At 66.8% G+C, this 26,321-nt stretch carries 23 protein-coding genes; 7 read left to right on the top strand and 16 right to left on the bottom strand.

What is annotated here, in order from left to right:
• Positions 1–193: 193 nt before the first annotated feature.
• Positions 194–1,060 (top strand): LysR family transcriptional regulator, encoded by an 867-nt coding sequence (locus HV798_RS27110; RefSeq protein WP_175196391.1) that lies wholly within the window; start codon positions 194–196, stop codon positions 1,058–1,060.
• 141 nt (positions 1,061–1,201) lie between these two features.
• Positions 1,202–2,605 (top strand): amidase family protein, encoded by a 1,404-nt coding sequence (locus HV798_RS27105; RefSeq protein ID WP_175196389.1) that lies wholly within the window; start codon positions 1,202–1,204, stop codon positions 2,603–2,605.
• 82 nt (positions 2,606–2,687) lie between these two features.
• On the opposite strand, the gene HV798_RS27100 is transcribed toward HV798_RS27105, so the two are convergent.
• The 10 genes from HV798_RS27100 to HV798_RS27055 all read right to left on the bottom strand — a co-directional run bounded on the left by HV798_RS27100 (position 2,688) and on the right by HV798_RS27055 (position 12,776).
• The gene (locus tag HV798_RS27100) at positions 2,688–3,212 is read right to left on the bottom strand and encodes a GNAT family N-acetyltransferase (RefSeq protein ID WP_175196387.1); all 525 of its coding nucleotides are present in this window, start codon (positions 3,210–3,212) and stop codon (positions 2,688–2,690) included.
• 42 nt (positions 3,213–3,254) lie between these two features.
• Positions 3,255–4,037 (bottom strand): 2-keto-4-pentenoate hydratase, encoded by a 783-nt coding sequence (locus HV798_RS27095; protein ID WP_175196385.1) that lies wholly within the window; start codon positions 4,035–4,037, stop codon positions 3,255–3,257.
• Between the two features lie 5 nt (positions 4,038–4,042).
• Positions 4,043–4,423 (bottom strand): hypothetical protein, encoded by a 381-nt coding sequence (locus HV798_RS27090; protein ID WP_025135616.1) that lies wholly within the window; start codon positions 4,421–4,423, stop codon positions 4,043–4,045.
• Between the two features lie 48 nt (positions 4,424–4,471).
• The gene (locus HV798_RS27085) at positions 4,472–5,752 is read right to left on the bottom strand and encodes a glutamate-5-semialdehyde dehydrogenase (protein WP_175196374.1); all 1,281 of its coding nucleotides are present in this window, start codon (positions 5,750–5,752) and stop codon (positions 4,472–4,474) included.
• Between the two features lie 92 nt (positions 5,753–5,844).
• Entirely contained in the window at positions 5,845–6,903 is a 1,059-nt protein-coding gene (gene holA / locus HV798_RS27080; RefSeq protein WP_025135618.1) for a DNA polymerase III subunit delta, read from the bottom strand.
• 3 nt (positions 6,904–6,906) lie between these two features.
• Positions 6,907–7,569, bottom strand: coding sequence for an LPS-assembly lipoprotein LptE (locus HV798_RS27075; RefSeq protein WP_175196372.1), 663 nt, complete (start codon positions 7,567–7,569; stop codon positions 6,907–6,909).
• A gap of 11 nt (positions 7,570–7,580) precedes the next feature.
• Positions 7,581–10,238, bottom strand: a complete 2,658-nt coding sequence (gene leuS / locus HV798_RS27070; RefSeq protein WP_175196370.1) for a leucine--tRNA ligase — start codon at positions 10,236–10,238, stop codon at positions 7,581–7,583.
• A gap of 86 nt (positions 10,239–10,324) precedes the next feature.
• A complete protein-coding gene (locus HV798_RS27065) occupies positions 10,325–11,545 on the bottom strand; it encodes an MFS transporter (protein WP_175196367.1) in 1,221 nt (406 codons plus the stop codon).
• Positions 11,546–11,603: 58 nt separating this feature from the next.
• The gene (locus tag HV798_RS27060) at positions 11,604–12,116 is read right to left on the bottom strand and encodes a MarR family winged helix-turn-helix transcriptional regulator (RefSeq protein ID WP_175196365.1); all 513 of its coding nucleotides are present in this window, start codon (positions 12,114–12,116) and stop codon (positions 11,604–11,606) included.
• Positions 12,117–12,317: 201 nt separating this feature from the next.
• Positions 12,318–12,776 (bottom strand): HU family DNA-binding protein, encoded by a 459-nt coding sequence (locus HV798_RS27055; RefSeq protein WP_025135623.1) that lies wholly within the window; start codon positions 12,774–12,776, stop codon positions 12,318–12,320.
• Positions 12,777–13,153: 377 nt separating this feature from the next.
• On the opposite strand from HV798_RS27055, the gene HV798_RS27050 reads away from it, so the two are divergent.
• From HV798_RS27050 to HV798_RS27040, 3 genes are all read left to right on the top strand, one after another.
• Complete coding sequence (locus HV798_RS27050; RefSeq protein WP_175196363.1) at positions 13,154–14,305, top strand: D-alanyl-D-alanine carboxypeptidase family protein; 1,152 nt, start codon at positions 13,154–13,156, stop codon at positions 14,303–14,305.
• An 87-nt stretch (positions 14,306–14,392) separates the two neighbouring features.
• Entirely contained in the window at positions 14,393–15,265 is an 873-nt protein-coding gene (locus HV798_RS27045) for a phosphonopyruvate hydrolase (RefSeq protein WP_175196361.1), read from the top strand.
• Positions 15,266–15,302: 37 nt separating this feature from the next.
• Positions 15,303–17,114: a SulP family inorganic anion transporter gene (locus HV798_RS27040; RefSeq protein WP_425486174.1), complete on the top strand. Its 1,812-nt coding sequence runs from the start codon at positions 15,303–15,305 to the stop codon at positions 17,112–17,114.
• Between the two features lie 13 nt (positions 17,115–17,127).
• On the opposite strand, the gene HV798_RS27035 is transcribed toward HV798_RS27040, so the two are convergent.
• The 6 genes from HV798_RS27035 to HV798_RS27010 all read right to left on the bottom strand — a co-directional run bounded on the left by HV798_RS27035 (position 17,128) and on the right by HV798_RS27010 (position 23,180).
• Positions 17,128–17,886: an ABC transporter ATP-binding protein gene (locus HV798_RS27035; protein WP_175196356.1), complete on the bottom strand. Its 759-nt coding sequence runs from the start codon at positions 17,884–17,886 to the stop codon at positions 17,128–17,130.
• The gene (locus HV798_RS27030) at positions 17,883–19,760 is read right to left on the bottom strand and encodes an ABC transporter permease (RefSeq protein ID WP_175196354.1); all 1,878 of its coding nucleotides are present in this window, start codon (positions 19,758–19,760) and stop codon (positions 17,883–17,885) included. Before HV798_RS27030 ends, HV798_RS27035 begins: the two co-directional genes overlap by 4 nt.
• A 13-nt stretch (positions 19,761–19,773) precedes the next feature.
• The gene (locus HV798_RS27025) at positions 19,774–20,997 is read right to left on the bottom strand and encodes an ABC transporter substrate-binding protein (protein ID WP_025135629.1); all 1,224 of its coding nucleotides are present in this window, start codon (positions 20,995–20,997) and stop codon (positions 19,774–19,776) included.
• Positions 20,998–21,216: 219 nt separating this feature from the next.
• Complete coding sequence (rpmG, locus tag HV798_RS27020; RefSeq protein WP_003810296.1) at positions 21,217–21,384, bottom strand: 50S ribosomal protein L33; 168 nt, start codon at positions 21,382–21,384, stop codon at positions 21,217–21,219.
• 37 nt (positions 21,385–21,421) lie between these two features.
• On the bottom strand, positions 21,422–21,658 hold the full coding sequence (gene rpmB, locus HV798_RS27015) for a 50S ribosomal protein L28 (RefSeq protein ID WP_006390601.1): 237 nt from the start codon (positions 21,656–21,658) through the stop codon (positions 21,422–21,424).
• Positions 21,659–21,980: 322 nt separating this feature from the next.
• The gene (locus tag HV798_RS27010; protein WP_484456036.1) at positions 21,981–23,180 is read right to left on the bottom strand and encodes a Bcr/CflA family multidrug efflux MFS transporter; all 1,200 of its coding nucleotides are present in this window, start codon (positions 23,178–23,180) and stop codon (positions 21,981–21,983) included.
• Positions 23,181–23,351: 171 nt separating this feature from the next.
• Here HV798_RS27010 and HV798_RS27005 point away from each other — a divergent pair, with 171 nt between their 5' ends.
• Complete coding sequence (locus HV798_RS27005; protein WP_175196351.1) at positions 23,352–24,626, top strand: class I SAM-dependent methyltransferase; 1,275 nt, start codon at positions 23,352–23,354, stop codon at positions 24,624–24,626.
• Positions 24,627–25,210: 584 nt separating this feature from the next.
• Entirely contained in the window at positions 25,211–26,212 is a 1,002-nt protein-coding gene (locus HV798_RS27000; RefSeq protein ID WP_175196349.1) for an ABC transporter substrate-binding protein, read from the top strand.
• Positions 26,213–26,321 lie beyond the last annotated feature (109 nt).

The following is a 26,321-nucleotide window of genomic DNA, read 5'->3' as shown; positions in this document are numbered from 1 at the left end:
TTTCCGAGGTGCACAGCTTAGGGGGTTTCGCTGATGCAAAAAAGAGGAATAATTGCTTTATAGTGATGCAAAAATGCATCGATTGATGATCCGGGCGCTGTCATGATTTCGTCGTTCAGCGCCCTGCCTGGCAGGCCTGCGCAGGCATCCCGTCCCTGAAACACGCCGCGACGGCGGCCCAAGGAGCTGACCCATGGATTGGGACAATGCGCGGATTTTCCTGGCCATCTATCGCAACGGCACGCTGCGCGGCGCGGCGGCGTTGCTGCAGATCGACCAGGCCACCGCCGGCCGACGGCTGGCGGCGCTGGAAACCTCGCTGGACGCCCGCTTGTTCCTGCGCACGCCCAGCGGCTACGTGCCGACGGCGGCTGGCGAGCAGGCTTTTGCGGCGGCCGAGCGCATGGAGCAGGCCGCCGACCAGTTGCAGCGGCAGATGCAGGGGCTGGACCATCGGCTGTCGGGCGTGGTGCGGGTGGCGACGTCGGAGACGGTTGCCAGCTACTTCATCATGGAGGCCATTCGCCGGCTGCACACGCAGCACCCGGACATCCGCATCGCGCTGTCGACGTCGATCCAGTTGAGCAACCTGACGCGGCGCGAGGCAGACCTGGCGATCCGCAATATCAAGCCGGACAACCCGGACTTGATCCAGCGCCACCTGGCGCGCAAGGAAGTCGGGCTGTACGCATCCAAGTCGTATCTCAAGACGCATGGCGTGCCCAAGCCCGGCACGGCGTTCGCGGGCCATACGTTGGTGACCTACCAGCAGTCGGTGCTGCCGGGCTGGTCCGATACGTTCTGCGGCGAGCCGACCGGCAACGGCCATATCGCCATGGAGCTCAATTCCGGCCTGATGATCATCGAGGCGGTGGCGGCAGGGCTGGGCATTGGCGAGCTGCCGGTGCATATGGCGCCGCAGTATCCGAACCTAGTTCGCCTCTGGCCGAACCGCAGCGAACCCTATGACCTGTGGCTGGTGATGCATGGCGACCTGAACCGCACGGCGCGAGTGCGTGCGGTGGCGGACGCGATCATCGAGGTTTTCGAAGACGAATGAGCCACACCGGCAGGGCCCGCGGCGGATTGGCGGCACCGGGCCGGCCCGGGTTGTGGCGGCGCGCGGCAGGCGCTAAGGTTGACCGTCCGGCGGCCGCGTGCCGCCGCAACGTCTTCCCTGACCTGGAACAAGGAGTTGCGTGTGTCCGAGCTTTGGCGTTTGTCCGCAGTTGAACTGGCCGCGCGTATCCGCCGGCGCGAGGTGTCCGCGGTTCAAGCCGCGCAAAGCGCGCTGGAGCGGTTGCAAGCGGTGAATCCGGCCATCAACGCGGTGGTCGACTATCGCCCCGAAGACACACTGGCTCAAGCCGCCCAGGTGGACGAAGCCCTGGCGCGCGGCGAGGCGCCCGGCCTGTTGGCGGGCGTGCCGGTGACGGTGAAGGTCAATGTGGACCAGGCAGGCTTTGCCACCACCAATGGCGTGACGCTGCAGAAGGATCTGATCGCTGCCGTCAACAACCCGGTGGTGGACAATCTGCGCCGCGCCGGCGCGGTGATCGTGGGCCGCACCAACACCCCGGCCTTTTCGTTGCGCTGGTTCACCAGCAATCAACTGCACGGCCACACCCTGAACCCGCGCAACCCGGTGTTGACCCCTGGCGGATCTTCCGGCGGCGCGGCGTCGGCGGTGGCCGCGGGCATCGGCCACCTGGCGCATGGCACGGATATCGCGGGGTCGATCCGTTACCCGGCCTATGCCTGCGGCGTGCATGGCCTGCGGCCTTCGCTGGGGCGAGTGCCGGCCTACAACGCGGCCTTGCCCGAACGCACCATTGGTGGACAGATCACCGCGGTGTCGGGGCCTTTGGGGCGCACGATTGCCGATGTGCGCTTGGGCCTGGCCGCGATGGCGGCGCCCGATCCGCGCGATCCCTGGTGGGTGCCGGCGCCGCTGACGGGGCCGGACGTGCCGCGCCGCGCGGCGTTGTGCCTGAACCCGGACGGCATGCAGACCGAACCCGCCGTGGTCAAGGCCTTGCAGGAGGCCGCCCGGCGCCTGAGCGAGGCGGGCTGGTCGGTGGACACGCTGGATGCCGTGCCACCCTTGCAGGAAGCGGCGGACCTGCAGATTCGCATGTGGATGGCCGACGGCTACGCGGGCATGGTCGAGGCCGCCCGCAAGGAAGGCGATGCCGGGGCGATTGCGGCGTTGGCGGGCCAGCGCGAGCGTGCCGCCGGCATGGACCTGGCGCAGTTTTCGGCCATCCTGACGCGCCGCGCGACGTTGACGCGTCTTTGGGAACTGTTCCTGGCGGACTATCCGGTGCTGTTGTTGCCGGTGTCCGCGGAATTGCCGTTTGCCGACAACCTGGATCTGCAAGGCGACGCGGCCTACGACCGCGTTTGGCGCGCGCAGATGACGCAGATCGGCCTGCCGTTCATGGGCTTGCCCGGCCTGACCGTGGCCATGGGCAGCGCGGGCGACAGCCCGGTGGGCGTGCAGGTGGTGGCGGGGCGCTACCGCGAGGACTTGTGCCTGGCGGCGGGCGAAGCGATTGAAGCGGCCGGACCGCCGGTCGACATCGCGCAGCCGCGGCCGCGCTGAACGTGTGATGGGTCGCGGGCACGACGCCCGCGGCGCTGTCTGGCAGGCCCCGGCATCCGGGGCCTTGCCGTTTCTGGCGTTGTCAGGCGGCCGCCGCCTGCTGCCATTCCGTGCGCAGCAGGCCCATCATGCCCGTATCCCAGCGCACGTCGCCTGCCTGCGTGGACGAACGCCGCACTCCTTCGAACGTGAAACCCAGGGCCTGGTACAGGTGGATGGCGCGTTCGTTGAAGGTGTAGACGTTGAGTTCCAGGCGCTCGATGCCCGGAGTGCGGAAGGCTTCGTCGATCAGCAGCGTCACCATGGGGCGGCCCAGCCCCTGGCCACGTTGGTTGGGGGCGATGACGACGCGGCCCAGGCGGGCGTTGCCGTCGCGCCAATCGTAGGCCAGCTGCGCATGGCCCACGGGGGCACCGTCGCGGCAGACCATCCAGCAGCGCCGCGAGGGCGGCTGCGTTTCACCTTCCCGCAGCATGATGTCCAGGTCGGCCGGCGTGATCGGGTACGAGACGTGTGATCCGCCCCATTGCACTACGTCGGGCAGGCTCGTGAACCAGCTGGCCAGGAGGGCGTAGTCGGACGGGGTGAACGGGCGCAGGGTCAGCATGGAAGTCCTGAAGTCGGGATGCGAGTGAAACGCCGAGGAAAATCAGGGCGCCGTGAAGCGCAGGCTCAAGACGCCAAGATCGCCATAGGCGATGTCGATGTCGCGGTTGGCGGGCACGTCCAGGAACCCCGCATACGAGCCCGTGATGACATGCTGGCCCGCTTGCAGGCCCAGCCCTTGCTCGCGCAGGAAGTTCGCCAGCCAGTACAGCCCGGCCTTGGGATGGTCGTTGGGGTGGATGCCGGCGTGCTGTTCGACTTCGGCGCCGTCCACCGACAGGGTGAGCGTCATGGTGGCGGGGGCGTCATCGGGCGATGCCAGGCGCGGGCCCAGCACCAGGCCGCCATTGAACATGTGGTCGGCCAGCAGTTCGGGCAGGCTGGCGTGTTCGGGCGCGGCATAGCGGCAGCCCAGCACTTCCAGCGCCAGCCGCGCACCGCCGATGGCGGCATCGATCTCGGCGTGGCTGTAGGGCTCGCTGCGGGCAGGCAGGTCGCGTGCGAGTTCGAACGCGATTTCGGGTTCGATGCGCACGACCGGCGTGCGGCTGGCGATGGCGCCGGCCTGCGCCACCGTCGAGGCGTAGATGGGGGCGACGACGGTTTTTTCGGGCGAGGGCAGCGCGCTTTTCCAGGCGGCGATGGCGTCCTGTCGGGTTTGCAGCAGCAATTGGGCCGTGCATTGCTGCACGGCTAGGGCCTGGCCCACCGTTTGCGGCCGGCAGGCCACGGGCAGGCGCGGACCAGCCACGCCGGATTCGCGCGCGGCAATCAGGGCGCGCGCGGCGTCGGCGCAGCCGGGATAGTCTTCGATCTGGAGATGCATGCGGGTCAGGCTCCCAGGTAGAGCAGGGTCCACAGCACGATCATGGCGATCAGGCCCAGCCAGCACGAACCCCAGAAGCCGACGATGGGCCATTTCAGGGCCAGCGGCGTCTTCTTGGGATCCACGTGCGGCAGCAGGTCGTTGGCGTTGCCGATGAGCCAGAAGCGGGTGCCCGGAAACATCAGGCGGAAAAAATAGTCCAGCATGATCGCGGCCTGGATGGCCAGCGGATAGGCCTTGAACGGGCGATGCTGCAGGTAGGGATGCTTGAGCGCGGCGTTGATTTCTTTGCTTTTGACGAAGAACAACCAGATGCCGCAGAGCGAGCAGGTGATGAAGCACAGCACGAAAAGGCTGAAGGCCATGGCCATGGCGGGTGAATGCATGGAAATTCCGACAAGTGCGCGGCGCCGCCGCAAGGTCAAAGAGAAGGGTTAGCCGCGGGTCTGGCCTTCGCCGGTCAGTACCCACTTGAGAGTGGTCAGGCCTTCCAGGCCGACTGGGCCGCGGGCATGCAGGCGGTTGGTCGAGATGCCGATTTCAGCGCCCAGGCCATATTCGAAGCCGTCCGCAAAGCAGGTCGGCAGGTTGACGTAGACCGAGCTGGAATCGACTTCGCGCTGGAACCGCTGGGCCGAGGACAGGTCTTCGGTGACGATCGCGTCGGTGTGGCCGGAGCCCCAGCGTGCGATGTGCTCGATGGCGTCGTCGAGCGAATCGACGATGCGGATTGCCAGGATCGGGCCCAGGTATTCGGTGCCCCAGTCTTCGTCGGTGGCCGGCGTGGCGTGGGGCAGCAGCGCCAGCGTGCGCGGGCAGCCGCGCAGTTCGACGCCGTGTTCGGTCAGGGCCGCCGCCAGGCGCGGCAGGATCGACACCGCGGCGACCGCGTCGACCAGCAGCGTTTCCATCGCGCCGCAGATGCCGTAGCGATAGGTCTTGGCATTGAAGGCGATGGCGTGGGCCTTGTCGGGGTCGGCGGCCGCATCGATGTAGATGTGGCAGTTGCCGTCCAGATGCTTGATGAGCGGCACGCGGGCTTCCTGCGCCAGCCGGGCGATCAGGCCCTTGCCGCCGCGCGGCACGATGACGTCGATGTGTTCGGTCATGGTGATGAGCTTGCCCACCGCGGCGCGGTCGGCCGTGGCGACGACCTGCACGGCATCTTGCGGCAGGCCGGCGGCGGCCAGGCCCAGCTGCACGATGCGGCCCAGGGCCACGTTGGAATGCAGGGCTTCGCTGCCGCCGCGCAGGATGGCGGCGTTGCCCGATTTCAGGCACAGCGCCGCGGCGTCGATGGTGACGTTGGGGCGGGACTCGTAGATGATGCCGATCACGCCCAGCGGCACGCGCATCTGGGCCACGCGCATGCCGTTCGGGCGGACGGTCGTGGCAGTGACGCTGCCGATGGGGTCGGGCAGGGCGGCGATCTGGCGCAGGCCCTCGGCCATGTGCGCCAAGGTCTTTTCCGACAGGGTCAGGCGGTCGAGCAGGGCGGCTTCCAGGCCGTTGGCGCGCGCGGCGGCGACGTCCTTGGCGTTGGCAGCCAGCAGCTCGTCCTGGTTGGCGGCCAGCGCGTCGGCCATGGCCAGCAAGGCCTGGTTCTTGGCGGCGCTGTTGGCGCGCATCATGGCGCGCGAGGCCCGGCGTGCGTTCTCGCCCAGGGTCAGCATGGCTTGTTCGATGGAAGACGAGGACATGACGGCGTCGTTCATAGTGTTGGGGCGGTATGGGGGCCGCCGGCGGAATAGGGATAGTTTATCCGGCCGGACGGCCGGAGGGGACGAGTGGGGCGGCTAGGCCGCCTTCACGGTCGGCCGCCGGCAGCGGCCACGCGCAGGGCCAGGCGGGTCATTTCTTCCCAGGGGTCAGATAGCCGCCCGGGGACGGACAGCCCCTTGATGAGGCGGTCGACTTCATGGGCATGTTGCACCGCGGCAGGCCAGACGGCGGGATGCACCCGCCCCAGCGCTTGCAGCGCCAGCCGTTCATGGGCGCCGAAGATACGCAGGCGGCGCATCAGGCCATTGGCATCCTGGCCCAGGCTGCGGGCTTCGGCGACGCGCGCCAAGAGGCGGATTTCTTCGCCCACCGCCCACAGGACCAGCGGCAGGGCTTCGCCTTCGGCGCGCAGGCCGTCGATCATGCGGATGGTGCGGGCGACGTCGCCCGCGAGCATGGCGTCGCGCAGGCCGAATACGTCATAGCGTGCGACGTTGAGCACGGCGCGTTCGACGTCTTCGGCGGCCAGTTGGCCTTCCGGGTAGAGCAGGCCGAGCTTCTGGATTTCCTGGTGGGCGGCCAGCAGGTTGCCTTCGACCTTGTCGGCCATCCATTGCAGGGTGGCGTTGTCGGCCCGCTGGTTCTGGCGGGCCAGGCGCATGCCGACCCAGGCGGGCAGGCGGGTGCGTTCGATGTTCGCGATGTCGACCATCATGCCGCCGCGGCCCAGGGCCTGGACCCAGCGGCTTTCGCGGGTGGCCTTGTCCAGGCGCGGCAGGGCGATGAGGACGAGCGTATCGGGGTTGTCCGCCTGTTTCTCGGCCTGTTCGGCCAGGCGGGCCAGCGTGTCGGCGCCCGTCTTGCCGGGCTTGCCGGTGGGGATCTTGATTTCCAGGATGCGGCGGTCGCCGAACAGGGACACGCTTTGGGTGGCGGCAGTGACCGAGCTCCAGTCGCTGCGCGCGTCCATCACCATCGACAAGCGGTCGGTGTAGCCGGCGTTGCGGCCGGCGGCGCGCAGGGCGTCGACGGTTTCGGTGACCAGGAGCGGCTCGTCGCCGGATACCGTGTACAGCGGGGCCAGGCGGTTGCCCGCCCGCTGCAGGTGATCAGCCAGCCGATCCGCGTCCAGGGGTTGTGCCATCGGTCAGCGCAGGTTGGCCGGATCGGTGGTGGACGGCGTCTGCCACGGGGCCGGCGTGGCGCGTTGTGCCGGGGCGGTCGGGTCGTACAGCGGAATTTCGCCGTCTTCGCCGCGCTGTTCGCGGGTTTCGAACGCCTTGCGCACTTCGGGAGCGGTCATGCGGCGCAGCAGGCGCGCCACGAGATCGCGTTGCATGGAGTTGTACAGGGTTTCGATCTGGCCCTGCTTGGCCTGGACGATCTGGTCGTCGTAGGGCATTTCGCGGAAGATCGACAGCGTGGTGTCCGGGATCAGGGCGCGGCCCTTGTCGTCGATCAGGCGGAAGGTGTAGTTGATGCCGAGTTCGTATTCCTCGACGCGGCCCTGGGCATTGAGCGATACCTCGCGCAGCGTGCGGTCATTGGCGACCTGCTGCAGGATGGCCTGCGCTTCCTTGGGCGTGGCGACCAGCTTGGTGTTGGGTGAGGCCGCGCGCAGCGCGCGGCGCACGTCGGCGCCAAACAGGGTGTTGTCGGGAATGCCGATGTACAGCGTATCGAACGGCAGAGGCGTGACGCCCCGCAGCGTGAAGCCGCAGGCCGTCAGCAGCATGAACAGCGCCAGGCAGGCGCCGCGCAGCAGCCATGATTGGCGGGGGGAGTGCGTTTGTTGCCCGGCGAAGTACATGCTTGACCTCATCAGCCTACGACGTTGACCAGTTTGCCCGGGACCACGATAACCCGCTTGGGCGGGCGGCCTTCCAGGTAGCGGGCGACTTCTTCCTGGGCGGCGGCGAGCTGTTCGATCTCTTCCTTGGCGGCCTTGGCGGCCACGCGGATCGAGCCGCGCAGCTTGCCGTTGACCTGCAGCATCAGTTCGATTTCGTCCGCCACCAGGGCGGCTTCGTCGACGTGCGGCCACGGCGCGTCGAGCAGGTCGCCCAGCTCTTTGGCGTAGCCCAGGTCTTGCCACAGGTGCCAGGTGATGTGCGGCACCACCGGGTACAGCACGCGCAGCAGCACGCCCAGCGTTTCCGTGTAGGCGGCGTCGGCATGGGCGCCTTCGGGCAACTTGGCATCGTCGATGGCGTTCAGCATCTTCATGCACGCCGACACGACGGTGTTGTACTGGATGCGCTGGTAGTCGTAGTCGGCCTGCTTGAGCAGGTTGTAGACCTCGCGGCGCAGATCCTTCACGGGGGCGGGCGCGTCGGCCCAGTTGGCGCCGGCCGCCAGGCCGCGGGCGACCGTGTCGCGCTGCGCGTAGCTGATGGACCACAGGCGGCGCAGGAAGCGGTTCGAGCCTTCGACGCCGGAATCGGACCACTCGAGCGTCTGCTCGGGCGGGCTGGCGAACATGACGAACAGGCGTGCGGTGTCCGCGCCCAGCGTGTCGATCAGCGATTGCGGATCGACGCCGTTGTTCTTGGACTTGGACATGGTGCCCACGCCGCCATAGGTGATGTCGGAACCGTCGGACTTGAGCTTGGCGCCAGTGATGGCGCCGCGGGCGTCATAGACGTTTTCGACTTCCTCGGGCCAGAAGTATTCGATGCCGCCCTGGGCGTTCTTGCGCGAGTAGATGTGGTTCAGCACCATGCCCTGGCACAGCAGCTTGGTGAAGGGCTCGTCGAAATTGAGCAGGCCCATGTCGCGCATGACCTTGGTCCAGAAGCGGGCGTACAGCAGGTGCAGGACCGCGTGCTCGATGCCGCCGATGTATTGATCCATCGGCATCCAGTAGTCGTTGCGCGCATCGACCATGGCGGTGTTGTTGCCCGGCGACGTGTAGCGCATGAAGTACCAGGACGAATCCACGAAGGTGTCCATCGTGTCCGTTTCGCGGCGCGCGGGCTTGCCGCAGCTGGGGCAGGCGCAGGACAGGAAGGCTTCGTTCTTGGTCAGCGGGTTGCCGCTGCCATCGGGGATCAGGTCGTCGGGCAGCACGACCGGCAGGTCTTTTTCAGGGACCGGCACGGGGCCGCAATCGGCGCAGTGGATGATGGGGATCGGGGTGCCCCAGTAGCGCTGGCGCGAGATGCCCCAGTCGCGCAGGCGCCAGGTGGTCTGCTTTTCGCCCAGGCCTTGCGCGCCCAGGTCGACGGCGATGGCGTCCACGGCTTCTTTGTGCGACAGGCCGTCGTACTTGCCGGAATTTATCGTGCGGCCGGCTTGCTTGTCGCCGTACCATTCCTGCCAGCCATCGGTGGAATAGGCCTTGCCGGCCACGTCCACGACCTGGCGGATCGGCAGGTTGTATTTCTTGGCGAAGGCGAAGTCGCGTTCGTCGTGGGCGGGCACGCCCATGACGGCGCCGTCGCCGTAGGTGATCAGCACGTAGTTGCCGACCCAGACTTCGATCGCGTCGCCGGTGACCGGGTGGGTCACGGTCAGGCCGGTAGGCATGCCTTCTTTTTCGCGCGTGGCCAGCTCGGCTTCGGTGGTGCCGCCCAGCTTGCATTGCTCGATGAAGGCGGCCAGGGCCGGGTTGGACTGCGCGGCGTGCGTGGCCAGGGGGTGTTCGGGCGCCACGGCGCAGAAGGTCACGCCCATGATGGTGTCGGCGCGCGTGGTGAAGACGTACAGCTTGCCGTCCTGGATCAGCTGGCCGTCCTGGCCGGCGATCTGGTGCGGGAAGGCGAAGCGCAGGCCTTCGGACTTGCCGATCCAGTTTTCCTGCATCAGGCGCACGCGCTCGGGCCAGCCGGGCAGGTCGTTCTGGACGGCGCCGAGCAATTCGTCGGCGTAGTCGGTGATGCGCAGGTAGTAACCGGGGATCTCGCGCTTTTCAACCGGCGCGCCCGAGCGCCAGCCGCGGCCGTCGATGACCTGTTCGTTGGCCAGCACGGTCTGGTCGACCGGGTCCCAGTTGACGACCTGGGTCTTGCGGTAGGCCACGCCCTTTTCGAGCATCTTCAGGAACAGCCACTGGTTCCATTTGTAGTATTCGGGGTCGCAGGCGCACATTTCGCGCGACCAGTCGATCGCCAGGCCCATCGACTTCATCTGCTTCTTCATATAAGCGATGTTGTCGTAAGTCCACTTGGCGGGCGGCACCTTGGACTTGATGGCGGCGTTCTCGGCCGGCATGCCGAAGGCGTCCCAGCCCATCGGCATCAGGACGTTGTAGCCCCGCATGCGCAACTGGCGGGCCATCATGTCGTTGATGGTGTAGTTGCGCACGTGGCCCATATGCAGCTTGCCGCTGGGGTAGGGCAGCATCGAGCAGGCGTAGAACTTCGGCTTCTCGGAGCCGTCCGGGTTCTTCGCGTGTTCTTGGACCAGATAGGCGTCGCGGGCCTGCCAGTCTTGGTGGGCGGCCGCTTCGACGGTAGTGGGGAGGTAACGTTCCTGCATGGGCTCGTGCGCGATGGCGAAAAAAGGGTGAGCCGCCCTCGCGCACGGGGCGCGGGGGCGGTCAAAACCCCTGATTATAGGAGGTGCTAGGCGCGGATAGGGGACGGGGCCGTTTCCGGGATGCGGGCACTGGCCGCCAGCATGCCATACGCCAGGGTTATGGCCCCGAGAACGGCGCCCGCGGTGACCACGCCGGGCCAGCCAAAATGGGAGTACAGCCAGGACGATACCAGCGATCCGGTGGCCCCGCCGATGAAATAGCTGGTCATGTAGCCGGCCGTCAGGCGGCTGCGGGCTTCGGGGCGCAGGCGGTACAGCGAACTGGTGTTGGTGACGTGAACGCCCTGGATCGCCAGGTCCTGGATCAGGATGCCGGCCAGCAGGGCGATCACCGAGGCCTGGCCGAAGGCCATCAGGCCCCAGGAGGCCAACAGGAGCAGCAGGCCGACCCGCGTGGCCTGGTTGCCCAGGCCACGGTCGGCCAGCCGGCCGAAGCGGTTGGCGGCATAGGCGCCGGCTGCGCCGGCCAGGCCGAACAGCCCGATCGTGGTGTTGTTGAACTGGTAGGGCGGGCTGGACAGCAGGAAGGTCAGGGGCGTCCAGAGCATGCTGAAGGCGGCAAACAGCAGAAAGCCCAGCAGCGAACGGCCGCGGAACAGGGGTTCTTCGGCGTACATGCGAAAGATCGAGCCCAGCAGTTGCGGATAGCTCATGCCGGCCTGGGCCTGGTGGCGCGGCAGCACCTTCCAGAGCGCGCAGGACATGCCCAGCATCAGGATGGCGGCTACCCAGTAGACGGTGCGCCAGCTGCCCAGGTCGGCCAGCGCGCCGGCCACCGTGCGGGCCAGCAGGATGCCCAGCAGCAGCCCGCTCATGACGGTGCCCACGGCCTTGCCCCGCTCGTGCGGTGCGGCCAGCGTGGCCGCGAACGGCACCAGGATCTGCGCCACCACCGACAGCATGCCGGTGATGGCGGTGCCCAGCATCAGCGTCAGGATGTCCGGGGCGAAGGCGGACACCAGCAGCCCGCCGGCCGACAGGAAGCTCATCAGCACGATCAGGCCGCGCCGCTCGAACATGTCGCCCAGGGGCACCAGCAAGAGCAGGCCGACCGCGTAGCTGAGCTGCGCGGTCATGACGATGCTGCCGGCGGCGGCGGTGGACAGCGAGAACTGCTGGCTGATGGTGTGCAGCAGCGGCTGCGCGTAATAGTTGCTGGCGACGGCCAGGCCGGTGGCGACCGACATCAGCAGGATGACGGGCGCGGTGAGTGTGGCGGGCTGGGCGGTGCGGGAGGCGGAGTTCATGCGGAGCAATGCGTGGATGAAGATCCGGGCAAGCGGGGCCCGGTGGAAAAGCGCCGGGTCAGGCGCCGACGCCGCCAGGGGTTTCCTGGTCGTGCGGGATCAGCAGTTTTTTCAGCAGGCCGGCCATCTGGCGGCGTTCGGCGGCGGTCAGCGGCGCGAGCAGGGCGTCGAGTTCGCGCAGGTAGTCCTTGAGCACCAGCTTGATGACCCGCAGGCCTTCGGCGGTGAGCGCCACGATGACGCCGCGGCGGTCTTCGGGGTTGGGCGTGCGCGCCAGCAGGCCGGCCTGTTCCAGGCGGTCCAGGCGGTTGGTCATGGCGCCGGAGGTCAGGAGCAGCGCGTCCACCAGCTTTTGCGGATTCATCGCGTGGGGCGCGCCGGTGCGGTACAGCGTGGCCAGCACGTCGAATTCGCCCTGGTGCAGGTTGTAGCGCTTGAAGGCGCGGTTCACGTCGCGCACCGCGAAAGCGTTGAAACGGAACACGCGGCTGACGACGCTCATGGGGGCGGTGTCCAGATTGGGGCATTCCTGGCCCCATTGCGACAGCACCAGATCGACCAGATCGTTCATGATGGCTTGATGTGAAGTTTCTTAACGTAAAGATAAATTCTAGCAGCTTGGCGCCGGGTCATGCAAAGCGTGGGGGGCGGCGGCGACAGCGCCCGGACGGCGCGCGGCGTCAGGGGCAGCGATCTGGCCGTGCAAAAAAAGAAAGGGCCCGCCCCTTGCGGAGCAGGCCCTTTCCGGCTTGACCGGATACTCGCGCGAGAATTACTGCGCGGCGTCCTTCAGCTTCTTGAGCGGGCGAACCTTCACCTTGACCGAAGCCGGCTTGGCGGGGAACCAGCGCTCTTCACCGGTGAACGGATCCTTGCCGAAGCGCTTGGCCTTGGCGGGAACCTTCTGCACGGCAACCTTGAACAGGCCGGGCAGCGTGAATTCGCCAGCGCCCTTCTTGTCCACGGAGCTCAGCACCGAGGTTTCCAGGCTGGCCAGGACGGCCTTGACCGACTTGGCTTCAACGCCGGACTGCTCGACGATGTAGGCGATCAGCTGGGTCTTGTTCAGAGCAGCCTTGATAGCCTTGGGGGCGGCAGCGACCTTCTTGGCGGCAACGACCTTCTTGGCTGCCGGCTTCACTGCGGGTTTGGCGGCGGTAGCCTTCTTTGCGGGCGCCTTGACGGCGGGCTTGGTGACTTTCTTGGCAGGAGCTTTTGCTTTCGTGGCCATGGTCAAAATCCGTATGTTGAGGACATTGGGGCAGCGCGCGCCGAATATCGGCGTTTGACGCTACGCGCCCGATGATAGCGGAACCTCGGCGGTTTTTGCGCCTTTCTACGGGCCTTTCGATCAATGTTTGTTGTTTTCCACGCAGAAAAACCCTTTCTGCAAGGGCTCGCGCAAAATGTCGTGACAATCACAGCGATTTTTTCAATGCCGCGCGCGGCGCGAAAAGTGCTTGATTGAAGGGGTTTTGAACCATCCGGGCGCAACGTGTTCCAATGCATCGCGGCGCGCATCGGCCGGGTTGGGCGGCGGCCTCGCGGCCGCTTGCCTGTCGGCTGCCGGCGCGCCATTCCCACCCCGCATGGAAGTGAAGCAGCTATATGTTGATGAAGAAGTTGGCGGCGAGCCTGCTCGTTGCGACCGCGTGTATGTCCGGCGCCCTGGCGCAATCGATGCCGCAACCGGCGCTGTCGGCCAAGGCCTGGCTGTTGCTGGATGAGACGAGCGGGCAGGTGATCGCCTCGCAAGGCGCCAATAGCCGGATCGAGCCGGCGTCGCTGACCAAGATCATGACGGCGTACGTGGTGTTCGGCGCGCTGCACGACAAGGAAATCTCGCCCGACCAGAAGGTGACCATCTCGACGCGGGCCTGGAAGGTGCCGGCGGGCAGTTCGAAGATGTTCCTGGAACCTGGGTCGAAGGTGTCGGTGGACCTGCTGCTGCGCGGCCTGATGATCCAGTCGGGCAACGACGCGGCCATTGCGCTGGCCGAGGCGGTGTCGGGCAGCGTCGAGGCCTTCGTGGCCCGCATGAACGACACGGCCGTGAAACTGGGCCTGCGCAACACGCATTTCGCCAGCCCGCACGGCCTGCCGGACCCGGGCACGTATTCCACGGTCAGCGACCTGTCGATCCTGGCCACGCGGTTCATCCGCGACTATCCCGAGCTGTACAAGTCCTACGATTCGGCCAAGACGTTTACGTATAACAATATTACCCAGCCCAACCGCAATCGCCTGTTGTGGCTGGACCCCAGCGTCGACGGCCTGAAGACCGGCCATACCGAGGCGGCGGGCTATTGCATCGTGGCCACCGCGCGGCGCCCGAATGGCACGGACCAGCGGCGCCTGGTGACGGTGGTGGTGGGCACGGCCTCGGACAAGCTGCGTACACAGGAAAGCCGCGAGCTGCTGGAATGGGGTTTCCAGGGCTTCAAGACCGTCAAGCTGTACGCCAAGGGCCACCCGGTGGCCACGCCCGAGGTCTGGAAGGGCCAGGCCGACACGCTGAAAGCGGGCTTTGCGCGCGATGCCTATGTGACGGTGCCGGCGGGCGCCAAGGTCGAGTCGGTCTGGACGCCGCAGGATCCGCTGGTGGCGCCCATCGCGGCGCAGGCCACGGTGGGCTCGCTGCGCGTGATGGTCGACGGCAAGCCGGCCATGCAGTTCCCGGTGGTGGCGCTGGAGCCCGTGGCCGAAGCGGGATTCGTCGGCCGCACGTGGGATTCCATTCGCCTGTGGTGGCGCGGCTAGCGGCAATATCGAAGAGCGGGCGAGGCATTTAGTGTAAAAAATGCCTTGGCCGGGGCACTGTGCGCCGGATCTTCAGGTTGCTCCTCCATGTCCCGCAACGCCCGTTTTCGCCAGCAACTGCAGCATGCCACCCTGATGCACGCCATGTCGGCGCACAATCCCTTGTCGGCCAGGCTGGCGGCCGACGCGGGATTCGACGCGATCTGGGGCAGCGGATTCGAACTGTCGGCCAGCTATGCGGTGCCGGACGCCAACATCCTGTCGGCCGGCCTGCATCTGGACATGATGCGGGCCATCGCCGCCGTCGTCGATATCCCGGTCATTGCGGACATCGACACGGGTTTCGGCAATGCCATCAACGTGGCCTACGCCGTGCCGCAATACGAAGCGGCGGGCGTATCGGCCGTGGTGATGGAAGACAAGACCTTTCCCAAGGACACCAGCCTGCGCGCCGACGGCCGCCAGGAACTGGTGCGCACGGAAGAATTCCAGGGCAAGATCGAAGCGGCCTGCGCCGCGCGCCGCGACCCGGATTTCTGCGTCATTGCGCGCACCGAGGCACTGATCGCCGGCCTGGGCCAGGCCGAGGCGCTGGCGCGCGCCACGGCTTATGAAGCCGCCGGCGCCGACGCCATCCTGATCCATTCCAAGCAGACCACGCCCGACGAAGTGCTGGCCTTCATCGCGGCCTGGCAGGGCCGGGTGCCGCTGGTGCTGGTGCCCACGGCCTACCCGCAACTGCGCGAGGCCGACATTCAGGCGCTGGGCAAAGTCGGCCTGGTGATCTACGGCAACCATGCGATCCGCGCGGCCGTGGGGGCCATGCGCGACGTGTTTGCCCGCATCCGGCAGGATGGCGGCATCCATGCCGTGGACGCGGCTTTGCCGACGGTGCGCGATATCATCGCCCTTCAAGGCGATGCGGGCATGCGCGAGCTGGAACGCAAGTTCCTGCGATGAACGCGCCGCCATTCGAAGAAAAAACAGGGGTGGGGCAATGGGGGCGGTAGGACGCAGGGCGTGGCTGACGCGCATGTTTGGCGATTGGGTGCCGGAAGTGGGCGCCGTGACGCTGCGCGCGGACCTGGCCGCCGGCCTGCTGGGCGCCTTGCTGGTGCTGCCGCAGGGCGTCGCGTTCGCCACGCTGGCGGGATTGCCGCCGCAATACGGCCTGTATTCGGCCATCGTGCCCTCTATTGTCGCGGCGCTGTTCGGCTCGAGCCGCCACGTCATGTCCGGTCCCACGAATGCGAATTCGCTGGCGCTGTTCGCGGTGCTGACGCCGCTGGCGGTGGCGGGCAGCCCCGGCTATATCGAGCTAGCGCTGGCCGTGACGGTGCTGGTCGGGCTGATGCAGTGGCTGGTGGGCGCCCTGCGCCTGGGCTCGCTGGCGCATTTCATTTCGCCGTCGGCGCTGTTCGGTTTCACCAGCGGTGCGGCCCTGCTGATTGCGGTGCATGCGCTGAAAGATGCGCTCGGTTTGCCGGCGCCCGCTTCGCACGGGGCCGGCACGCTGCTGGCCAGCGTGGCGGCCAACGCCGATCAGATCCAGGTGGGTGCGGTGCTGGTGACGGCCGTGACGCTGGTGTGCGCGTTGCTGGTCAAGCGCTGGGACAAGCGCAAGCCCTACATGCTGGCGGGCCTGGCAGCGGGGGCGCTGGCCGCGGTCGCGTTCAATGCCCTGACGGCGCAGCACGGCGCGGCGCCGGTGCCGGTGCTGGGCGACCTGGCGCAACCCTGGCCGCCATTCCATGTGCCCAGCGTCGATTGGCGTGCGTTGCCCGACCTGCTCAGCCTGGCGTTTGCGTTGACCATCGTGGCCCTGGCGCAGTCGATTTCCATCGCCAAGGCGGTGGCTGCGCGTTCGGGCCAGCGCATCGACGCCAACCGTGAATTCGTCGGGCAGGGGCTGTCGAACGTGGTGGGGGGATTCTTTTCCTGCTATCTGTCCTGCGGCTCGTTGAACCGCTCGATTCCCAATTTCGAGGCGGGCGCCCGCACACCGCTGGCCTCGGTGTTTTCGGCCTTGCTGTTGATGGCGCTGGTGGCGCTGACCGGACCCCTGCTGGCGCAGATTCCCCATGCGGCCATTGCCGGCCTGCTGTTGCTGGTGGCCTGGACCTTGCTGGACGTGCCGCGCTGGCGGCAGTTGATCCGCACGCAGCCGGGTGAAAGCGCGATCGCCGCGGCCACATTGGCCGCCACCGTCACCATTCGCATGGAAGTGGCCATCTTGCTGGGCACCGTGCTGTCGCTGATGGTGTATCTGCACCGCACCTCGCGGCCAGCGATGCGCACGATGGGCTTCGATTCGCGCGGGCTGGACCGCCGCTTCGTGGTGCTGGAGGCGCCGCGCAATGGCGCAGGGGATGCATCGCCCGATACGCTGCCGGAATGCCCGCAGCTCAAGCTGCTGCGCATGGAAGGATCGGTCTATTTCGGCGCCGCCGCGCATGTGGCGCAGCGCTTGCAGGAATTGCGCACGGGGCCGGATGCGCCACGGCATCTGCTGGTCATGGCCAAGAGCATGAACTTCATCGACCTGGCCGGCGCCCAGGTCTGGGAAGACGAACTGGCGGCGCGCCGCGCCATGGGCGGCGACCTGTATTTCCATCGGCCGCGGCCCGAAGTGCTGGCCATGTGGCGCCGCACGGGCTTTCTGGGCAGGCTGGGCGCGGACCACGTGTTTCCCGACAAGGCCACGGCGCTGCACGCCATCTACGCCAAACTGGACCGCGGTATCTGCGCAGGCTGCCAGGCCAAGGTGTTCTGGGAATGCCAGCCGGACAGCCCGCAGTCTGGCGGTTGAGCGCAGGCGCGCCTCAAGGGTGCGGCGATTCGGTACCCAGGTAGGCGGCCTTGACTCGTTCGTCGGCCGCGATGGCGGCGGGCGGGCCTTCGGCCAGCAGGCTGCCGCGCACCAGCACCGCGATGCGATCGGCATGCTTGAAGACGACATCCAGGCTGTGTTCGGTGAACAGAACCGCCATGCGTTGGGTATCGGCCAATTCGCGTGTCAGGCGCATCAGCGCATGGCGTTCGTTGGTGGCCATGCCGGCGGTGGGTTCGTCCATCAGCAGCAGGCGTGGCCGGTGGGCCAGCGCCATGGCCAGTTCCACCCGCTTGACCTCGCCGTAGGCCAGCACGCCGCAGGGTGTGGCGGCCTGACTGGCCATCTGCACCTGCGCCAGCAGGGCGTGGGCTTCGTCGACCGCATGCGCGGCGGCGCGGCGCCAGGGGCGAAACAGCAGGCGGTCGCGCGACAGCAGCGCGGTCTGCACGTTTTCCAGCACGGTCATCGAACGGAAGGTGGCGGCGGTTTGAAACGTGCGGCCCACGCCCAGCCGGCAGATCCGGCCGGCCGCCAGGCCCACCAGTTCCTGGCCGTCCAGGCGCACGGATCCGGCATCGGGGCGCAATTGGCCGCCCAGCGCATTGAAGCAGGTGGATTTGCCGGCGCCGTTCGGGCCGATCAGCGCCAGCATCTGGCCGGCGTCCAGGTCGAACGAGACGTCGGCTAGCGCATCGATGCCACCGAACGACTTGCGCAGGTGGCGCACCTGGAGCAGGGGGGCGCTCATGCGGACCTCCGGCGCAGGCGCCGGGCCGCGCCGGCCAGGCCTTCGGGAAAGAGCATGACCAGCGCCAGGATGGCCAGGCCCAATACCGCGTGCCAGTATTCGGTGCTGCGGGCCGCCACGTCCTGCAGCCAGGTGTAGGCCGCGGCGCCGACCAACGGGCCGGCCAGCGTCTGCAGACCGCCCAGCAGTACCATCACCAGCCCATCGACCGAGCGGCTGACGCTGAGCGCATCGGGGGCGATGCTGCCCTTCGAGAACGCATACAGCGAGCCCGCCAGCCCCGCCGCCAGCGAGGCCGCGACAAAGCCCGCCCATTGGATGCGGCGCGTATCCATGCCCAGCGCCTCGGCCCGCAAGGCGGAATCGCGCACGCCGCGCAGGGCGTAGCCCAACGGCGCAAACGCCAGCCGCCGCAGCCACCAGACGCCCAGCACGCACAGCGCCAGCGTCACGTAATAGAAGCCCGGCCCTTGGGTCAGCCAGCGCGAAGGCCACAGGCCGATCAGGCCGTTGCTGCCGCCGGTCACGTCGTCCCACTGATAGGCCGTTGCCCACAGGATCTGCGCCACCGCCAGGGTCAGCATGGCCAGGTACACGCCCGACAGGCGCACGCAGAACCAGCCGAACAGCAGCGCGCCCAGCGCGGCCGCGAAGGGGCCCAGCAACAGCGCGGCTTCCATCGGCAGCGCCGCCATTTTCAGGAGCAGCGCCGCGCCGTAGGCGCCCAGGCCGAACCAGGCGGCGTGGCCGAAGGTGGTCATGCCGGCCAGCCCGGTCAGGAAATGCAGGCTGGCCGCGAACAGGGCGGCGATCAGCACTTCGGTCAAGAGAATGCCCAGGTAGGGCCATTGCGCGGCCGCCAGCGGCGCCAGCACCAACAACGCCAGCAGCACGCCATAGGCCAGCCGCACGCGGCGGCCGGCGGGGGCGATGGGCGGCTCGGCGGCCGGGGCCTGCGACGACGGCGCGGGCGGCTTGCCGAGCAGGCCCCAGGGGCGCGCCACCAGCACCACCGCCATGACGGCGAACTCGGCCAGCAAGGTCAGCTTGGACAGGTTGAAGGCCCACGGCCCGATCTGCACCTGGCCGATGAAGACGAACACGGCCTTGACGCAGCAGATCAGCAGCGCTGCCAGGAAGGCGCCGGGAATCGAGCCCAGCCCGCCCACCACCACGACCACGAAGGCGCTGGCGATGATTTCCAGGTCCAGCCCCAGCGTGGCGGGCACGCGCGGCGCGGCCAGCGCGCCGCCCAGCCCGGCCAGGAAGGCGCCCAGGGTGAAGGCGGACGTGAACAGCCAAGCCTGGTTGACGCCCAGCGCGGCCAGCATGTCGCGGTTTTCGGCCGCGGCGCGCAGCAGGCGGCCCCAGCGGGTGCGCAGCAGCAGCAGCCACAGCAGGCCCAGCACCACGGGGCCGGCGGCGATCAGCAGCAGGTCGTATTGGGGAAAGCGGCGGCCCAGGATGTCGACGGCGCCGGACAGGCCCGGCGCGCGTGCCGAGAACAGGTCTTCAGGCCCCCACAGCGCCAGCGCGGCATCGCCGATGACCAGCACCAGGGCAAAAGTGGCCAGCAGCTGGAACAGTTCGGGGGCGCGGTACAGGCGCTTGAGCACCAGCAGTTCGGCGGCCGCGCCGACCAGGCCGGTGGCCAGCGCCGCCAGCAGCAGGCCGGCCCAGTAGCCCGGGCCGTCGCCGAAATAGCGGGTGAAGGTCCACGCCAGGTACACGCCCAGCATGTAGAACGAGCCGTGCGCGAAATTCACCACCCGTGTGACGCCGAAGATCAGCGACAGGCCGGCGGCCACCAGGAACAGCGCGCTGGCGTCGGCCAGGCCGTTGAGCAGCTGCGAGAGCAGCCCGGACAGGCTCATCGGGGCCGGCGCGTCAGTGGGCCGGGCGCATCTTGCGCACTTGTTCGTCCTGCGGCTGCAGGCGGGCGCCGTCGATATAGGCGAAGTCCTTCATGATGCCCTTGCCGTCTTCCACGGCCGTGACGCCGACGTACACGCCCATGGTCGACTGGTGGTCGATCTTGCGGTACTGGATGGGGCCGTAGGGGGTATCCACCTTCAGGCCGGCGAAGGCGTCGACGAGTTTTTCGGTGTCGACCTGGCCCGCGGCCTTCAGGCCCTGGGCGATCGACATGAGTGAGGCGTAGCCGACCACCGAGCCGACCTTGGGCGTTTCGTTGTAGCGCTTGCGGTAGGCCTCGACGAAGGTCTTGTTGGCCGGGGTGTCGATGGCGTACCAGGGGTAGCCGGTGACGATCCAGCCGGTGGGCGTGTCGGCGCCCAGGGGTTCCAGGTATTCGGGTTCGCCGGACAGCACCGAGACCACGGCGCGGTTTTCGAACAGGCCGCGGGTGTTGCCTTCGCGCACGAAGCGCGTCAGGTCGGCGGCGAACAGCACGTTGAAGATCGCGTCCGGCTTGGCGTCCGCCAGCGCCTGCACCACGGCACCCGCGTCCACCTTGCCCAGCGGCACGGCCTGCTCGGCGACGAATTCGACGTCGGACTGGAACGACTTCATCATGGCCTTGAAGGTGGCCACGGCGGATTGTCCGTACTCGTAGTTGGGGTAGACGATGGCCCAGCGCTTCTTGCGCAGCGCCAGCGCCTTGGGCGCCAGGGCGGCCACGTGCATCCAGGTGGATGGCCGCAGGCGATACGTATAGCGGTTGCCTTCCTGCCAGGTGATCTTGTCCGTCAGCGGCTCGGCGGCCAGGAAGAACACCTGCTGCTGCTTGGCAAAGTCGGTCAGGGCCAGTCCGGTGTTGGACAAAAAGCCTCCGAACAGCAGGTCCACTTTCTCGCGCGCCAGCAGTTCTTGCGCCGCGCGTACCGAGTCGCCCGGATTGCCGTTGTCGTCGCGCGAGATCACTTCCAGTTTGCGGCCCAGCACGCCGCCTGCCGCGTTGACCTCTTCCACGGCCAGTTGCCAGCCTTTTTTGTACGGGCCCAGGAAGGCGGGGATGGCTTTGTAGCTGTTGATCTCGCCGATGCGGATCGGCGGTTCCGTGTCTTTGGCGGACGCGACCGGAGTCAGCGCCAGGGCCAGGAGCGCGGGGGCAAGCGCGCGGCGCAGCAGGGTCAGGCAGGGACGGAGCATGGCGGGTATCGCAGGCTGGAGGGCTTGAATGAAGCCGCGCTGGGCAGGGTGACGATGGCCAGCGCGGGGTCGGTTTCGGCCCAATTGAAGCATGGGCGACGCCGCTCGCCAAGGAAAACGGGCCATCCTGGGAAAAACGCCAAGGGGGCGCCGCGCCAGGCGCCAATGAAAAAGGCCCTGCGATGCAGGGCCTTTTCGACTTACGGAATACCGGCTGAATTACTTCAGCTTGGTTTCCTTGTAGTCCACGTGCTTGCGAGCGACCGGATCAAATTTCTTGATCAGCATCTTCTCGGGCATGTTGCGCTTGTTCTTGGTGGTCGTGTAGAAATGACCCGTGCCGGCAGTCGACTCGAGCTTGATCTTTTCGCGGATACCTTTGGCCATGTCGTGCTCCTAGTATGTCAGATTGGCGGGGGGCCGATTAGGCCAGTTCGCCGCGGGCACGCATGTCGGCCAGCACGGCGTCGATGCCGTTCTTGTCGATCGTGCGAATGGCCTTGGCCGAGACGCGCAGGCGCACCCAGCGGTTTTCGCTTTCAACCCAGAACCGGCGCGATTGCAGGTTGGGCAGGAAGCGACGCTTGGTCTTGTTGTTCGCGTGCGAAACATTGTTGCCCACCATCGGGCCTTTGCCGGTCACTTGGCATACGCGTGCCATGGATGCACCTCTTTATGTCGTTCTTGCGCGCATCGCCGGGGGGGTAGACAGGGTTTCAGCCGCCGGGCTGTGGACGCTGCATGCTGCAGCATTCTGCCGGCCACCCAGTCTTAGTGGATGAGGGGGAATCTGGAAAACCGGGATTTCGCCCGGTGCCTGGGATTCCGCCCAGTGCTTATACCCGCTGCCTGCCATCCGCCTGCACAAAACGCGGTTTGGGGGTCAGAGTGTTGAACTACAAAGCATAGTAGTCCAGCACGGGAAACTTCATGTGAAGACGTAGATTCTAATACGAAAAAGCCAAACAAATCAAGCGGTAGGGCTAGGCGGTGTGCGATTGCGCCACGCGGCCGGAAATCCAGGACAGGCAGGCGCAGGTCGCCAGCGTGGTCGTCAGGGGCAGCGCGCTGTCGGTCTGCCAGGCGCTGACGGCAAAACCCGCCAGGGCGCCGCAGGACAATTGAAGCGTCCCCAAAAGCGCCGATGCGGCGCCCAGGCGCTTGCCCTGGTCCGACAGCGCCAGCGCTGCCGAATTGGGATTGACGAAGCCCTGGCTGCCCATATAGCAGATCAGGCAGGCCATCAGCAGCGGCAGCGTCATCCAGCCGACCAGGGTCAGGCCGACCGCGGCCAGGCTGGCCGCGGCCAGCGTGGTCAGGGCGCGGCGCTGCAATTGGCGCGGGGTGTGGGTGCGCAGCAAGCGCGCGCTGATCTGCGAGCAGATGATGAGCGACAGGGCGTTGGTGCCGAACAGCAGGCCGTAGTACTTGGGATCGACACCGTAGAGTTCGATGAAGACGCGCGGCGAGCCGATGATGTAGGCGAACATGCCGGCCTGGCCAAAGCCGCCGGCCAGGCTGTGCGACATGAAGCCGCGGTGGGCGAACAGCGCCCGGTAGTTATGCAGGATGGTCTGCCAGCGCAGCGGCACCACGCGTTCGGGCGCCAGTGATTCCTTCATGATGAGGGTCACGGCGGTCATCAGCATGGCGCCGCCGGCCAGCATGACCCAGAACAGGCTGCGCCAGCTGGTGATGGCGAGCAGTTGGCCGCCGGCCAGCGGGGCCAGGATGGGGGCCAGACCCATGATCAGCATCAGCAGCGACATCGCGCGCGCGGCTTCGTGGGTTTCGTAGTGGTCGCGAATGACCGCGCGCGGGATGACGATGCCGGCCGCGCCGCCCATCGCCTGCACCACGCGCCAGCCGGTCAGCGCTTCGACCGAGCCGGCCAGGGCGCAGCCCAACGACGCAATCATGAAGAGCGCGAGGCCCACCATCAGCGGCGGCTTGCGGCCAAAGCGGTCGGCCATGGGGCCGTAGAACACCTGCGCCAGCGCCAGGCCGATCAGGTAGGCGGCCAGCGTGCGTTCGACATCGCCGCGCGGCACCCCCAGGTTCGCCGCGATCGTGGGGAACGCCGGCAGGTACATGTCGATGGCGAAGGGACCGATTGCCGTCAGGGCGCCCATGAGAATGAGCCAGCCCGGCAGGGAGCCGCGGGATGAGAGTGTTGGGGGCATGTGGATCGCGAAGGGTCGCGCGGGGAACACGGCGCGAGGGACAGGGCGCGTCGCGCTTTATTGCACGATTTGCACCAAGCCGATGACTGTATCACGGGGCACCTTACACGCAAATTGCAATAGATTTCCGATACAGTTAGACGTGTCCGTACGTATTTCAGAGGAGATGCTGTGAGTCCTTTGTTGTCTGTTGTGGAACGCAAGCTCCAGGCCTTGCCCGTGACCGTTCAGCTCGTGCTGCCCGACGGCACCGTGGTGGGGCCGCCGGACCCGCAGGTCCGGTTCGTCACGCATGACAAGACGGCGCTGGCCCATCTGGCCGAAGGCGCGGTGGGCGTGCTGGGGCAGGATTACGTCGAAGGCCGCATCGATATCGAAGGTTCGATGCGCGACGTGATGGCGGCGGCATCGGCGATGCTGCCGGGGTCGCCGGTGGATGCGGCGCGCGGCGGCTGGCTGACGGAACTGGTGCGCAAAGTGATGTCGGTGTGGCGCCATTCGGTCGAACGCGATGCGCGCCAGATCGAGTTTCACTACGATCTTTCCGACGATTTCTACGCTTTGTGGCTGGACCCGCGCCGGGTCTATTCCTGCGCCTACTACCGCACGGCGGACATGAACCTGGCCCAGGCGCAAGAGGCCAAGCTCGACCACATCTGCCGCAAGCTGCGCCTGCAGCCGGGCGAGCGCTTCCTGGATGTGGGCGCCGGCTGGGGCGGGCTGCTGCTGTGGGCCGCTGAACATTACGGCGTGGATGCCACGGGCATCACGCTGTCGCGCAACCAGCACGCCCACGTGACCAAGCTGATCCAGGACAAGGGCCTGACGGGCCGGGTGCGGATGGAACTGCTGGACTACCGCAAGCTGGACGAGGCGGTGCCGTTCGACAAGATTGCGTCGGTGGGCATGTTCGAGCACGTCGGCCGGGCCCAGCTGGAAAGCTATTTCGCCAAGCTGCGCCGCCTGCTCAAGCCGGGCGGGCTGATCATGAACCATGGCATCACCGCGGCCGGCGTCTACAACGCCGAGCTGGGCAACGGCATGGGCGAGTTCATCGAAAAGTACATTTTCCCGGGTGGCGAGCTGACGCACATCAGCGTGGTCATGGAAGCCATGACCAACGGCGGCCTGGAAGAGGTGGACGTGGAAAACCTGCGGCCGCACTACGCCCGCACGCTGTGGGCCTGGAGCGATGCGCTGGAAGCGCGCCTGCCCGAGGCCGCGCAGATCCTGAGCGGCGAGCAGGGCGCGCGTTCGCTGCGCGCCTACCGGCTGTACCTGGCCGGCTGCGCCATGGCGTTCGAGCATGGGTGGATCGCGCTGCACCAGATATTGGGCCAGCCGCCAGCGGGCGGACGGTCTGACGAACTGGACAACCCTGCCGACCTGGCCTACCCGTGGCGGCGCGACTATATGTACCGCAGCGAGGGCGGACAAAAGGCCTGAACCGCCGGTGTCGGGGCGGCGTCCGCGCCGCGATCCGTCGGCTTTCGCGGCCGGATTCGATGCTGTTCTTGAGCGAATCCGGCCCGATTTGAAGGCTGATTTGTTGCTGAATATGAGCTGAATCGGGCGCGTTTTGGGGCCGATCCGAGCGCGATTCAGGCGCAATTTCAGCCCGGATTTGCCCCTTAAATGTATTTATACGAACAAAATATTAACTAAATGTATCGGAATTTTCGGCAGGCGATTCCCCAGGGAAAAACGAGGAATCGCCTCTTGGGAATCCGGGTTGTTCCGCACGTTTTTTGCCCGGAATGTATCCGTTTCATTCAGGCTTGGGGTTGGGTCATGCATCAATTTCGTTTAAGATGCTGCCTTCTTCTTTCAGTTTGTTCACTTTCTGTGGGTTCTCGAAAACTTAGTTTTTGAGACTCCTGTCTTGCAAGACCCCGCACCCTGCGGATCCTCTTGTTGCTAGTGTCGGTTTGTATTGGCGGTTCTGCCCGTCTTCCGCACAACCCCCTTAGCTCCATGGCACGGCTGGTTTTCGCGCCGTCGTGTCCCTGAACCTATGGAGGCAAAAGCCAATGCGTTTCACCCCCGTCAAGACCCTGGCCGCCGCGGCCGTCTTGCTCGCCTTTGCTGGTACGGCCCAAGCCGCCGATGCCCCGCAATGCGAACTCAAGCGTCCGATCAACTTCGGCGCCATGAATTGGGAATCCAACCTGATTCTGGTCGATGTTGAACGATTCATCATGGAAAAGGGCTACGGCTGCAAAACCGAAACCCTGCCCACCGAGACCTTGCCCGCCCTGGCCGCGCTCGAGCGCGGCGACCTGGATATCAATACCGAGATCTGGCTGAACAGCGTTGCCGAACCCTGGGAGCGCGCTGAAAAGACCGGCCGCGTCAAGCGGATCGGCGATCTCTACATGGGCGGCGAGGGCTGGTACATCCCCCGCTACACGGCCGAGCGCCTGCCCGAACTGAAGTCCGCGGCCGACCTGCCGAAGTTCAAGGACAAGTTCAAGGACCCCGAGGAACCCGGCAAGGGCCGTTTCTACGGCTGCCCGGCGGGCTGGGGCTGCGAAGTCGCCAGCACCAACCTGTTCCATGCCTTGAAGCTGGATGATACGTTCACGCTGTACTCGCCCGGCACGGGCGCGGCGCAGAAGGCGGCCCTGATGTCAGCCTACAAGCGCAAGCAGAACGTGGTGTTCTATTACTGGTCGCCCACGCCGCTGGTGGGCGCGATGGACTTGGTCAAGCTGGACCTGCCGCCCTTCGACGCCGAAAAGCACAAGTGCCTGACGTCGCCCAAGTGCGCCAAGCCCGAGCCCAGCGCCTATCCCGACAACCCCGTCTTCACGGCCGTGAACACCAAGTTCTCGCAGGAAGCGCCGGTGCTGACCGAATTCCTGTCCAAGGTCTCGGTGCCGCTGCCCGTGATGACCGAAACCCTGGCCCACATGGAAGAGTCGGGCGACGACGCTGCCGCCGTGGCCAAGTGGTTCCTGAAGACCAAGCCCGACGTCTGGAACAAGTGGGTTCCCGCTGACGTCGCCGGGCGCGTGCAAAGCGCGCTGTAACCGCCCGCCGCCATCCTCGGCGGCGCAGCCGCCCGGGCATCCTCCGCCCGGGCGCGCCGCCAGTTGGACTTTTTCCCCTTGGGATGCCCCCAAGGGGAAAAAGCCCTTC

Source organism: Achromobacter deleyi, assembly GCF_902859705.1.
GTDB classification, from domain to species: Bacteria; Pseudomonadota; Gammaproteobacteria; order Burkholderiales; family Burkholderiaceae_B; genus Achromobacter; species Achromobacter deleyi.
This window is presented reverse-complemented; position numbering and strand designations above follow the sequence as displayed.

Coding starts and splice junctions, on each gene's coding strand:
- HV798_RS27110 (WP_175196391.1), top strand. CDS start 194: ATGGATTGGGACAATGCGCGGATTTTCCTGGCCATCTATCGCAACGGC.
- HV798_RS27100 (WP_175196387.1), bottom strand. CDS start 3,212: ATGCTGACCCTGCGCCCGTTCACCCCGTCCGACTACGCCCTCCTGGCC.
- HV798_RS27095 (WP_175196385.1), bottom strand. CDS start 4,037: ATGCATCTCCAGATCGAAGACTATCCCGGCTGCGCCGACGCCGCGCGC.
- HV798_RS27090 (WP_025135616.1), bottom strand. CDS start 4,423: ATGCATTCACCCGCCATGGCCATGGCCTTCAGCCTTTTCGTGCTGTGC.
- HV798_RS27085 (WP_175196374.1), bottom strand. CDS start 5,752: ATGAACGACGCCGTCATGTCCTCGTCTTCCATCGAACAAGCCATGCTG.
- holA (WP_025135618.1), bottom strand. CDS start 6,903: ATGGCACAACCCCTGGACGCGGATCGGCTGGCTGATCACCTGCAGCGG.
- HV798_RS27075 (WP_175196372.1), bottom strand. CDS start 7,569: ATGTACTTCGCCGGGCAACAAACGCACTCCCCCCGCCAATCATGGCTG.
- leuS (WP_175196370.1), bottom strand. CDS start 10,238: ATGCAGGAACGTTACCTCCCCACTACCGTCGAAGCGGCCGCCCACCAA.
- HV798_RS27065 (WP_175196367.1), bottom strand. CDS start 11,545: ATGAACTCCGCCTCCCGCACCGCCCAGCCCGCCACACTCACCGCGCCC.
- HV798_RS27060 (WP_175196365.1), bottom strand. CDS start 12,116: ATGAACGATCTGGTCGATCTGGTGCTGTCGCAATGGGGCCAGGAATGC.
- HV798_RS27055 (WP_025135623.1), bottom strand. CDS start 12,776: ATGGCCACGAAAGCAAAAGCTCCTGCCAAGAAAGTCACCAAGCCCGCC.
- HV798_RS27050 (WP_175196363.1), top strand. CDS start 13,154: ATGTTGATGAAGAAGTTGGCGGCGAGCCTGCTCGTTGCGACCGCGTGT.
- HV798_RS27045 (WP_175196361.1), top strand. CDS start 14,393: ATGTCCCGCAACGCCCGTTTTCGCCAGCAACTGCAGCATGCCACCCTG.
- HV798_RS27040 (WP_425486174.1), top strand. CDS start 15,303: ATGGGGGCGGTAGGACGCAGGGCGTGGCTGACGCGCATGTTTGGCGAT.
- HV798_RS27035 (WP_175196356.1), bottom strand. CDS start 17,886: ATGAGCGCCCCCCTGCTCCAGGTGCGCCACCTGCGCAAGTCGTTCGGT.
- HV798_RS27030 (WP_175196354.1), bottom strand. CDS start 19,760: ATGAGCCTGTCCGGGCTGCTCTCGCAGCTGCTCAACGGCCTGGCCGAC.
- HV798_RS27025 (WP_025135629.1), bottom strand. CDS start 20,997: ATGCTCCGTCCCTGCCTGACCCTGCTGCGCCGCGCGCTTGCCCCCGCG.
- rpmG (WP_003810296.1), bottom strand. CDS start 21,384: ATGGCCAAAGGTATCCGCGAAAAGATCAAGCTCGAGTCGACTGCCGGC.
- rpmB (WP_006390601.1), bottom strand. CDS start 21,658: ATGGCACGCGTATGCCAAGTGACCGGCAAAGGCCCGATGGTGGGCAAC.
- HV798_RS27010 (WP_484456036.1), bottom strand. CDS start 23,180: ATGCCCCCAACACTCTCATCCCGCGGCTCCCTGCCGGGCTGGCTCATT.
- HV798_RS27000 (WP_175196349.1), top strand. CDS start 25,211: ATGCGTTTCACCCCCGTCAAGACCCTGGCCGCCGCGGCCGTCTTGCTC.